We start from the raw sequence: 10,077 nt of genomic DNA on the forward strand, positions 1-10,077 counted from the left end.
AAATTCGTTCATAGAGCGACCACTCCCGTTCGGATCGTCGGGAGCGATGCTCGCAGCAGGTCGGATCCTTTTCAAGTCGGTAACGCTCTTTTTATAGAAAAAACCTGAGATAAAATGCGTTACTTGTTAGTGAATCGTTACCTATGGCCTGGGACCCAAACCGGACTATCTCATCCGCCGGTACGGTCTGGCGGACAAGAAGGTCATCCTCACCCTCGGCCGATTGGATGCCAGAGAGCGCCAGAAGGGGATGGACGAGCTAATCGATCTGCTGCCCCGTCTGCTTGATGAACAGCCGGATTTATGCCTTCTGATTGCAGGTGAAGGCGACGACCGCCTACGACTGGAGAGCAAGGTATTGGCTGCGGGCCTGCAAGCCGCTGTGCGCTTCACCGGGCGCGTCCCGGAAGTGGAAAAAGCCGATCATTACCGCCTGTGCGATGTCTTCAGTATGGTTGGCCGCCAAGAGGGCTTTGGCTTTGTCTTCCTTGAGGCAATGGCCTGCGGTATCCCCGTGGTAGCCAGCCTGCGCGACGGGAGCCGCGAGGCGGTTCGGGATGGCGCCATGGGCCAGCTAGCGGATCCGGACGATCCGGATAGTCTTCAATCGGCCATCCTCACCGCACTGCGTCAGCCGCGCGGCATCCCAGAAGGGCTTGACTTTTTCGCCTTCCCGCAATTTTGTGCACGGTTAACTGATCTTATGGACTCAATGATGACTGTGCGCGGATTCACCCAATGAAGAAGGCGTTGATTTGCGGCATCTCCGGCCAGCATGGTACCCACCGAGCCCAACGCCTCCTAAACGAGAGGTAGAAAAGAGGAGAAAAGGGTAGAGTAGAGAGCAGGTCGCCATCGCTTTAGTCCCGGCTTATCCGTTTCCGCCGCTTTCGTCTGGCGGTGCCTAAAGAGCCGAGGCATGGCGATGACTTCCAGCCCTCCCTCATCAGTAGGGTCGGGAACTGGGAAAAAAGGGGCCAGGCTCAGTTCATTCAAAACAGCAACTCGTCCTGCCCCGCAGCGTCGGCCGATGGCGGCTCGTCCTGCTTCCGCGGCCTGCCCCGCTTGCGCAATTCCCGGCGCTGGCCGGTCATCGCTTCAATCTCCCGATAGAAGCGATCATTGCCGACGGGCTGGTCTTGGTTGAGTGCCAGCCGCAGATCGCCGAGCGGTTGGTCGTCGAGCGCGATGCGGAACAGCTCCCGATAGGCGGCTCGGCGCGTTTCCTCGTCATCGCCGAGTCCGAGGTAGAGGGCATGCGGCGTCACCAGCGTGTCCGCCTCGCCGAGCGCGTTGGCCCGGTAGCTGGACCAGCGGTAAAGGGCGGGGTCCGCCACCATGCCGGCGCGCACGGGATTCAGCTCGACGTAACGGTGGCACAGCAGCAGGTAGGTTTCGGCCTGAACCAGCGAGGATTTGTAGCGGCCGTCCCAGAGGGTGCCGGTACGCCCGTAGGTGTGGTTGACGTACTGCACGTAGCGGCGGCCGACCGAGATCAGCACCTGCGGCACACGCTCGGCCTCTTCCGGCGTCAGCAGCAGATGGGCATGGTTGGTCATCAGCACGTAGGCGTGCAGCCGGCAGCGCTCGCGCGCCAGCGCCTCGAGTCGATCGGCAAGAGCGCAACGCCCGGATGGGATTCAAGATCGGTCACAAAACTGGCACACTTGCCGACGGACGACTAAGACCGGCGGCGAAGATGGCCGGTCGCCATATCCACTACCGAGGCCCGACCACAGCATGAGCGACTCAGTCAAGTATCTGCTCGACGAGCAGCATCTCCCCCGCACTTGGTACAACATCAACGCCGATCTGCCGACGCCTCTGGATCCGGTGCTGCATCCGGGCACCCAACAGCCCATTACGGCGGACGATCTGGCGGTGATCTTCCCGCGTGCCGTGATCGAGCAGGAGATGAGCACCGAGCGCGAGATCGAGATCCCAGAACCCGTGCGCGAGGTCTATCGGCAGTGGCGCCCCTCGCCGCTCTACCGCGCGCGTCGACTGGAAAAGGCGCTCAAGACACCGGCGAAGATCTACTACAAGTACGAGGGCGTGAGCCCCGCCGGCAGCCACAAGCCCAATACCGCCATCCCGCAGGCCTTCTACAACAAACAGGAAGGCGTGAAGCGGATCACCACCGAGACCGGGGCCGGTCAATGGGGCTCGTCGCTCGCCTTGGCAGGATCCATGTTCGGCCTCGAGATCGTCGTCTACATGGTCAAGGTGAGCTTCCACCACAAGCCGTATCGACGCGCCTTCATGGAGACCTTCGGGGCCCAGTGCATCGCCAGCCCGAGCGACACGACCGCGTCCGGGCGAGCCATCCTCGCGGAGCATCCCGACAGCACCGGCAGTCTCGGCATCGCCATCAGCGAGGCGGTCGAGCTGGCCGCCCAGCGCGACGACACCAAATACGCGCTCGGCAGCGTGCTGAACCACGTCCTTCTGCACCAGACGGTCACGGGTCTGGAGGCGCAAAAGCAGCTGGAGATGGCCGGCGACTACCCGGACATGATCATCGGCTGCACCGGCGGCGGCAGCAACTTTGCCGGCATCGCCTTCCCCTTCCTGGGCGAGAAGCTGCGCGGCGGGCGCGACATCGAGCTGATCGCCGTCGAGCCTTCGGCCTGCCCGACCTTGACCAAGGGTCTCTTCGCGTACGACTACGGCGATACCGCCAAGCTGACCCCGCTGGTGAAGATGTATACCCTCGGCTCCAGCTTCGTGCCCCCCGGCTTCCATGCGGGCGGTCTGCGCTATCACGGCATGGCGCCGCAGATCAGCCACCTCACAAAGCTCGGCTACATCACCCCGACCTCCTACAATCAGTTGGATTGTTTTGCTGCAGGCATCCAGTTCGCCAAGGCAGAGGGCATCATCCCGGCGCCGGAGGCCAACCATGCGGTGAAGGCCGCGATTGTCGAGGCGGAAAAGTGCCGCGACTCCGGCGAGGCCAAGACGATCCTCTTCAACCTCTGCGGACACGGCAACTTCGACATGCAGGCCTATACCGATTACCTGGCCGGCAAGCTGAAGGATCTGACCTACGCCGAGGACGAGGTCGCGATGGCGTTGTCGGGGCTGCCGAGCATCGGCTAGATCGCAGGCAGACCAGCGCAAGCCGAGGCGACGCCAGGAGAATCACGATGACCCGGGATCGTTCTCGGCGCGCAGTTGCCTTACCGGCGATCTTGATGATGCTCGTTGCGGCTGCGGCCGGCGGCGCCGAGGCTTCATCCGACGATCGCGGGCCGGCGATCGCACCCGATTCAGAGATCGAAGCCTTGAACCTGCGTCTCCTCGGCATGGAGGGGAAACTCAAGGAATCCGCGCATGCCCGCAAGAGCGCCGATCAAGCCCGCATGGAGGCGGAACGCCGGCTTGCGGAGGGAAGCCAGGAGATCGAGCGCCTCAACGGCGAGGTACAGCGCCTCAAGGAGACGCTGCTCGACCTCGAGCGGACCCTCAGCGAGCGCGACGGGAAAATCTCGGAGCTCGATGCCCGCAGGCTCTCGCTCACCACCGCCCACGAGGCACTCGAGCGTCGGTTCGAGGCGCTCCGGGCACGGGTCCCTCCGCAGGACGGCGGCACACTCGATTCAGAGCAGGCGCGGCAGGCGGCCGGCGATGCGTACGCGGAACTGCGCAAGACTCTGCGGGACCCCGACGTAAAACGGGATGCAGCGGCGGAGCAGGCGGTCGCTGCCGCCGAGAAGGTCCTGCACCAGCGTCAACTCGCCCTGGCACGCGTGCTGGACGCTCAAGGTGCCTATCGGATCCGTCCCAGCGACTCGTTGGCAATGATCAGCAGTCGATGCTACGGCGACATCAGTCAATGGCGTGCTCTGTTCGAGGCGAATCGTCATGTCCTCGAAGACCCCGATCAACTGATGCCCGGAGTGACGCTGGTCGTACCTTGAGCCTTGCCGCTGGCGAAACGCCGAAGCAGGCCGACCACCAAGCCTTCGATGACCAGCTCTTGCGTGCGCAGATCGACCAGGATCGGCTCGAAGCTCGGATTCTCGGGCAACAGAGACACCCGGTCGGACCCGTTTCCTTCCCGACGCAGGCGCTTGACCGTGACCTCGTCGCCCAAACGGGCCACCACGATCTGGCCGTCGCGCGCCTCGGAGGTCGCATGGACCGCCAAGAGATCACCGTCGAGGATTCCGGCATCGCGCATGCTGCTGCCGCGAACCCGCAACAGATAGTCCGCACCGGGATGAAACAGGTCCGGACTGACCGGGCATGAGTCCTCGATATGTGCGGCGGCCAGGATGGGACTGCCGGCGGCGACACGCCCAATGATCGGAAGCTCGACCGCATGAGCGGCGGCGTGACCGACAAGCCTGATACCGCGCGAACGCCCCCGCGTCAGCTCGATCGCACCGTGCCGGGCCAAGGCGCGCAGATGATCCTCGGCCGCGTTGGCGGAACGAAAACCGAAGGTCCGGGCGATCTCCGCGCGTGTCGGCGGCACCCCGGTTTCGTGGATATGCGACCTGATGAGCTCCAGGATCTGCCGCTGCCGAAGGGTCAGGTCAGTGTTCATGTCGGAGAATCGCTCGACGAAATAGGCTGTTATTTTATACAGCCCGACAGGATTATCCATCGATGAACAAGGCAAAGCGCAGGTGTATCTTCGAGCGTCTTCGCGCCGCCAACCCGGCGCCGACGACCGAGTTGGTGTATCGCACGCCCTTCGAGCTTCTGGTGGCGGTGATCCTATCGGCACAGGCGACCGACAAAGGCGTCAATAAGGCCACGGCGCGACTGTTCGCGGTCGCCGATACGCCCGAGGCGATCCTCGCCCTCGGCGAGGAGGGCCTCAAGGCACATATCCGCACCATCGGACTCTTCAACAGCAAGGCCGCCAACATCATCAAGACCTGCGCAATCCTGGTCGCCGAGCACGGCGGGCAGATCCCGCGCGAGCGCAAGGCCCTGGAAGCACTCCCGGGCGTCGGGCGCAAGACGGCCAACGTGGTGCTCAACACCGCCTTCGGCGAGCCGACGATGGCCGTCGACACCCATATCTTCCGCGTCGCCAACCGCACTGGCCTCGCGCCCGGAAAGACCCCGCTCGCGGTCGAGCAAGCATTGCTGCGCCATGTCCCCAAGGTCTTTCTGAAGGACGCCCATCACTGGCTGATCCTGCACGGACGCTATGTCTGTATTGCACGCAAACCGCGCTGTCCAGAATGCCCGATCGCGGATCTCTGCGACTATCGGGACAAGACGCCGCCGCCGTGACGCAAGATCGAACGCAAACCGCACCGAGCCCGAATCCCCTACACCGACACTCCTTCGAGATCCTCGACGCCATGTTCGCAAAAGACCGTGAAAGCCATCGTCGCACCTTCATCACCGCCTGGGCGAAGGCCCAAACCGGACAACCCCTGGAGCCCGTCGAGGCACAGATCGTCCAAGTCCTGCGTCAGCATCCCGAATATCATCGCCTCATGACGGAGTCCGAGAAGACCTTGGAGCGTGACTATCTCCCCGAGCAGGGCGAATCCAATCCATTCCTGCACATGGGCCTGCACCTCGCCATCCTCGAGCAGTTGAGCGTCGATCAGCCGGCGGGCATCCGTGGGCTCTATAGCCGCCTGATGCAGACCACCGGCGACCCGCACGAGACCGAGCACCGCATCATGGAATGCCTCGCCGAGGCGCTCTGGACGCTGCAACGCAACCAAACACCCTTCGACGCAGCGGGGTACCTCGAATGCGTGGAACGCGCTGCCGGCGGGGGGCGACCGGGCCACTGATTTTCGTGACGGGCCTGTTACACTGAAAGAGACGGGAGCGGACCGACACAGAGCGGGGCGCGGCGACGCATGACCCCGCGTCACAGAGGCGATCGTCCCGTCTCATCCAAGGCTCCGACCGCATCGCGGTCGGGCTCAGCACGGGAGTAAGACGACATCATGTTGACTTGGATACTGGCCGCCGACAACAGCCGCGCACGCATCTTCGCCACCGAAAAATCGGCAGGCGCGCTGCGCGAGATCCACACGCTGACCTTCCCGGAAGGCCGGCTTCACGAGGGCGATCTGACGACCGACAAGGGTGGTCGAGGTCATGACCCCATGTCAGGGGCGCACGGTATCAACGGCGAGGAGGCGCACAAGCAGGAGAATGCCGAACGCTTCGCCGGTTTGGTTTGCGAGACGCTGGAGAGCGCGCGCAACAAAGGGGAGCTGCAGAAGCTTTACGTCATCGCCGCTCCAGCTTTCTTGGGGATGCTGCGCAAACATCAGTCCCCTTCGCTCAAGCAACTTGTCGCGGGGGAGATCGACAAAAACCTGACGACCCATAGCCCGGAGGCGATCCGCAAGAGCCTGCCGGATTTCCTCTAAACCGCGCCCGGTGCGGTATGCGCTGTTTTTGGATGGGATCGGCCCGGGCGGACCTGACTACCGCCGGAGCTGGCGCGGTTTAAGATATTAAAAAATTTATTATTTTAAACCGCGTCCCCGCCTCGTTCCGCTGCCTCGTCCAGCGCCTTTAGACGCTCCAGCTTCTCGCGGATGCGGATCTCCAAACCGCGATCGACCGGCCTGTAATAGCGTCGCCCCGACAAGGCATCCGGGAGATAGGTCTCCCCTGCCGCATATCCCTCGGGCTCGTCGTGGGCATAGCGATAGGCACGGCCATGTCCCAGCTCTTTGAGCAGTTTAGTCGGGGCATTGCGCAGATGGACGGGCACATCCAGCGAGCCGGATGACCGGGCGTCGGCCAGGGCCGCGTTCCAGGCCAGATAAACCGCGTTGCTCTTGGCGGCGCAGGCGAGATAGACGACCGCCTGGGCGAGTGCCAGCTCGCCCTCCGGGGAGCCGAGCCGCTCTTGCGCCTCCCACGCATTCAGCGCCAGGTCCAGTGCACGCGGATCGGCGTTGCCGATGTCCTCGCTCGCCATCCGCACGATGCGCCGCGCCACATAGAGCGGATCGCAACCGCCGTCGATCATCCGCGCCAGCCAATAGAGCGCGGCGTTCGGATCCGATCCACGCACCGACTTATGCAGCGCCGAGATCTGGTCGTAGAAGATGTCCCCGCCCTTGTCGAAGCGTCGCACGCTGCCGGCAATCACCTCCGCGACGGTCGCCGACATGATCTCCTCGCCCGCCGTCATCCGGGCCGCCAATTCGAGCAGATTCAGCGCCCGACGGGCATCGCCGTCGGCGCTGCGCGCAAGCAGATTCGCGGCCTCCTCCGACAGACGCAACCCACGATCGCCGAGTCCCTGAACCGGGTCCGAGAGGGCGCGCGCGAGGACGCGCTCGATGTCCTCCGTCCCCAGGGCATGAAGCAGATAGACCCGTGCACGCGAGAGCAGTGCATTGTTCAGCGCAAACGATGGATTTTCGGTTGTAGCCCCGATGAAGGTCAGGGTCCCGTCTTCGACATGCGGCAGGAAGGCGTCTTGCTGGGCCTTGTTGAAACGGTGCACCTCGTCGATGAACAGCAATGTGGGTCGCTGCTCCAGATCCCGCAACGTCCGCGCCGTGGCAACCGCGTCGCGGATGTCCTTCACGCCCGCAAGGACGGCGGACAGACTGAGGAAGCGCGCACCCGATACCCGTGAGATGAGACGCGCGAGCGTGGTCTTACCGGAGCCGGGCGGCCCCCAGAAGATCATCGAATGGAGTTGACCCGACTCGATCGCCTCACGCAACGGCTTGCCCGGCGCGAGCAGGTGCTGCTGGCCGAAGAACCCGTCCAATGTTGTCGGACGCATCCGCTCGGCGAGCGGGGCATCAGTCATTCTGAACCGCGCCCGCAGCGGTAACCACAGGTTCGCCGCAGCCCGACGCCCGGCAGTACTCTAAACATTCGCGGAGAACGCGGTTCAGAGGAAAAATTAAACTCCTGAAGGGCGTCTGCGACGACGCCCATTGAGATCCGCAAGGGCAAACCGAACAGCAAACAGCACATGTCATACCGAGACGCGCTTCAGTCGAAGGAGAGGAAATCGTCCATCGCCCCCTGCTCCATCTTGAACAGATCCGGGTTCAGCTCGGCGTTGCGCTCGGCGCCGGTGAAGTTCAGCCGGGTGGTCTGCCCGAAGCTGTCCTCCATGATGAGGCTTTCAAGGTTGTCCTTGCCGAATCCGAGCTCGATCCTAACGACATCGGTATCCTGTGCCTTGGGGACTAGCTCGACCCAGGTCCGGCCGTCCGTGCCTTCGATCGGCGTTGCCTCGAAGTGTTTCTCGATCGGACCGCCGTCGGCCAAGAGCAGCGCCGGTGTTCCGCTCAGTGCCCGACTCTGGCTCTGATGCGAAACCTGCTTGAGCTCCAGATCGTGGAGATAGACCCGACTGCCGTCGGCGATGATGACCTGCCGGTTCGGTGTGCTGTACTCCCAACGGAAACGGCCCGGGCGCTGCAGATAAAGGGTGCCGCGCGACTCCATCATGCGGGTACGCTCGGCATTGAAGGTGAATTGCTCGAAGTCGGCACGCAGGCTGCTGAGCCCGGCCAGGTAGTCGTTGACCCGCTTTGCGCCCTCGGCGGCGTTTGCGGTCGCGATCCCGGACAGGAGGATCAGCGGCAAGAGCACGGCGAGCACGACAAGGCGCATGCGCGATGATTGACCGGTTTTTTCAAGACGCCCCGGGACATGCCCGAACCGATCAACCAAGCGGACGAAATCTCTCATATGAAATCCTGAATACGGCGACACGAACCACGGAAGACACGAAAAAACGAGAAAGATTCAGATCAGTCCTCGATCGGCGGAGGTGCCAACACCTCGCGATTACCATTGGTTTCGGCCGGACCCACGATCCCGATCCGCTCCATCTCCTCGATCATGCGCGCCGCGCGGTTGTAGCCGATCTTCAGACGACGTTGTACCCCCGAGATGGAGGCGCGCCGGCTTTCGACAACGATCTGGACCGCATCGTCGAACAGCGGATCCGTATCCTCGGTATCGCCGCGCGGCTCCGGATCGATGCCGGGCAGCACTTCGGTCGGCTCGCGCAGCACGTCCTGCAGGTACTGTGGGGCACCGAACTGCTTGAGGTACTCGACGATCCGATGGACCTCGTGATCGTCCACGAAGGCGCCGTGCACGCGCTGCGGGATGTTGCCGCCCGGCGGCAGATAGAGCATGTCGCCGTTGCCGAGCAGTTGCTCGGCGCCCATCTGGTCCAGTACGGTGCGCGAGTCGATTCGCGAGGAGACCTGAAAGGCGATCCGAGTCGGGATGTTGGCCTTGATGAGCCCGGTCAGGACATCGACCGACGGGCGTTGGGTCGCGAGCAGGAGATGGATGCCGGAGGCCCGAGCCTTCTGAGCCAGGCGCGCGATCAGCTCTTCGACCTTCTTGCCGACGACCATCATCATGTCGGCAAGCTCATCGATGATGACGACGATGTAAGGCAGATGGCCCAACGTCGGCACCTCGACACCCTGCTCGGCGGCAAACTCGGCGCTGATGGTGGGATCCGGGATCGTCTGGCCGATGGCCGCCGCGTCGGCGATCTGGCGATTGTAGCCGCCGATGTTGCGCACCCCGAGCTTCGCCATCAGGCGATAGCGGCGCTCCATCTCCCCGACACACCAGCGCAGCGCGTTGGCCGCCTCCTTCATGTCGGTCACGACCGGCGTAAGCAGGTGCGGGATGCCCTCGTAAACGGACAGCTCCAGCATCTTCGGATCGACCATGATCAGGCGCACGTCCTCCGGGCCGGCCTTATAGAGCAGGCTCAGGATCATGGCGTTGATGGCCACCGATTTTCCGGAGCCGGTGGTTCCGGCGATGAGGACGTGCGGCATCTTCGCCAGATCCACCACCACCGTCAGGCCGGAAATATCGCTGCCCAAACCCAGGGTGAGCGGTGACCTGGCGTCCTGATAGGTCGTCGAGCCGAAGGTCTGACGCAGAAACACCGTCTCGCGCTGCTGATTGGGGATCTCGATCCCGATCACCGACTTGCCTGGGATCACCTCCACCACGCGAACACTGATGGTCGAGAGTGCACGCGCCAGATCTTTGGCAAGACCGGTGATCTTGCTGACCTTAATGCCGGGTGCAAGCTCAAGCTCGAACAGGGTGACACCC

11 protein-coding genes are annotated in these 10,077 nt (G+C 63.3%); 6 read left to right on the plus strand and 5 right to left on the minus strand.

Annotation, left to right across the window (positions count from 1 at the left end; all coding sequences use genetic code 11):
- The first annotated feature begins 205 nt into the window (after positions 1-205).
- Positions 206-742, plus strand: coding sequence for a glycosyltransferase (locus tag VLR48_RS05230; protein ID WP_325290772.1), 537 nt, complete (start codon positions 206-208; stop codon positions 740-742).
- Positions 743-992: 250 nt separating this feature from the next.
- Here VLR48_RS05230 and VLR48_RS05235 read toward each other — a convergent pair whose 3' ends face one another.
- A complete protein-coding gene (locus VLR48_RS05235) occupies positions 993-1,640 on the minus strand; it encodes a transposase (RefSeq protein WP_325290773.1) in 648 nt (215 codons plus the stop codon).
- 100 nt (positions 1,641-1,740) lie between these two features.
- Between VLR48_RS05235 and VLR48_RS05240 the strand changes: the two genes are divergently transcribed.
- Entirely contained in the window at positions 1,741-3,102 is a 1,362-nt protein-coding gene (locus VLR48_RS05240) for a TrpB-like pyridoxal phosphate-dependent enzyme (RefSeq protein WP_325290763.1), read from the plus strand.
- Between the two features lie 47 nt (positions 3,103-3,149).
- Entirely contained in the window at positions 3,150-3,923 is a 774-nt protein-coding gene (locus VLR48_RS05245; protein ID WP_325290764.1) for a hypothetical protein, read from the plus strand.
- On the opposite strand, the gene lexA is transcribed toward VLR48_RS05245, so the two are convergent.
- On the minus strand, positions 3,887-4,555 hold the full coding sequence (lexA, locus tag VLR48_RS05250) for a transcriptional repressor LexA (RefSeq protein WP_325290765.1): 669 nt from the start codon (positions 4,553-4,555) through the stop codon (positions 3,887-3,889). The two genes, VLR48_RS05245 and lexA, sit on opposite strands and share 37 nt — an antisense overlap.
- A gap of 62 nt (positions 4,556-4,617) precedes the next feature.
- On the opposite strand from lexA, the gene nth reads away from it, so the two are divergent.
- From nth to VLR48_RS05265, 3 genes are all read left to right on the plus strand, one after another.
- Entirely contained in the window at positions 4,618-5,256 is a 639-nt protein-coding gene (gene nth, locus VLR48_RS05255) for an endonuclease III (RefSeq protein ID WP_325290766.1), read from the plus strand.
- Positions 5,257-5,327: 71 nt separating this feature from the next.
- On the plus strand, positions 5,328-5,774 hold the full coding sequence (locus VLR48_RS05260; RefSeq protein ID WP_325290767.1) for a DUF1841 family protein: 447 nt from the start codon (positions 5,328-5,330) through the stop codon (positions 5,772-5,774).
- A 159-nt stretch (positions 5,775-5,933) separates the two neighbouring features.
- Positions 5,934-6,365 (plus strand): host attachment protein, encoded by a 432-nt coding sequence (locus VLR48_RS05265; protein WP_325290768.1) that lies wholly within the window; start codon positions 5,934-5,936, stop codon positions 6,363-6,365.
- Positions 6,366-6,469: 104 nt separating this feature from the next.
- On the opposite strand, the gene VLR48_RS05270 is transcribed toward VLR48_RS05265, so the two are convergent.
- The 3 genes from VLR48_RS05270 to VLR48_RS05280 form a co-directional block, all read right to left on the minus strand.
- The gene (locus tag VLR48_RS05270) at positions 6,470-7,774 is read right to left on the minus strand and encodes a replication-associated recombination protein A (protein ID WP_325290769.1); all 1,305 of its coding nucleotides are present in this window, start codon (positions 7,772-7,774) and stop codon (positions 6,470-6,472) included.
- 188 nt (positions 7,775-7,962) lie between these two features.
- Positions 7,963-8,592, minus strand: coding sequence for an outer membrane lipoprotein carrier protein LolA (locus VLR48_RS05275; RefSeq protein WP_325290770.1), 630 nt, complete (start codon positions 8,590-8,592; stop codon positions 7,963-7,965).
- 140 nt (positions 8,593-8,732) lie between these two features.
- The coding region (locus VLR48_RS05280) for a DNA translocase FtsK (RefSeq protein ID WP_325290771.1) at positions 8,733-10,077 on the minus strand (1,345 nt) is incomplete at its 5' end.

The sequence above is a fragment of the Thiocapsa sp. genome (genome assembly GCF_035467215.1).
Taxonomy (GTDB): domain Bacteria; phylum Pseudomonadota; class Gammaproteobacteria; order Chromatiales; family Chromatiaceae; genus Thiocapsa.

What these genes read in the sequence shown, in the direction of transcription:
- VLR48_RS05240 (WP_325290763.1), top strand. Translation starts at nt 1,741, where the DNA reads ATGAGCGACTCAGTCAAGTATCTGCTCGACGAGCAGCATCTCCCCCGC.
- VLR48_RS05245 (WP_325290764.1), top strand. Translation starts at nt 3,150, where the DNA reads ATGACCCGGGATCGTTCTCGGCGCGCAGTTGCCTTACCGGCGATCTTG.
- lexA (WP_325290765.1), bottom strand. Translation starts at nt 4,555, where the DNA reads ATGAACACTGACCTGACCCTTCGGCAGCGGCAGATCCTGGAGCTCATC.
- nth (WP_325290766.1), top strand. Translation starts at nt 4,618, where the DNA reads ATGAACAAGGCAAAGCGCAGGTGTATCTTCGAGCGTCTTCGCGCCGCC.
- VLR48_RS05260 (WP_325290767.1), top strand. Translation starts at nt 5,328, where the DNA reads ATGTTCGCAAAAGACCGTGAAAGCCATCGTCGCACCTTCATCACCGCC.
- VLR48_RS05265 (WP_325290768.1), top strand. Translation starts at nt 5,934, where the DNA reads ATGTTGACTTGGATACTGGCCGCCGACAACAGCCGCGCACGCATCTTC.
- VLR48_RS05270 (WP_325290769.1), bottom strand. Translation starts at nt 7,774, where the DNA reads ATGACTGATGCCCCGCTCGCCGAGCGGATGCGTCCGACAACATTGGAC.
- VLR48_RS05275 (WP_325290770.1), bottom strand. Translation starts at nt 8,592, where the DNA reads ATGCGCCTTGTCGTGCTCGCCGTGCTCTTGCCGCTGATCCTCCTGTCC.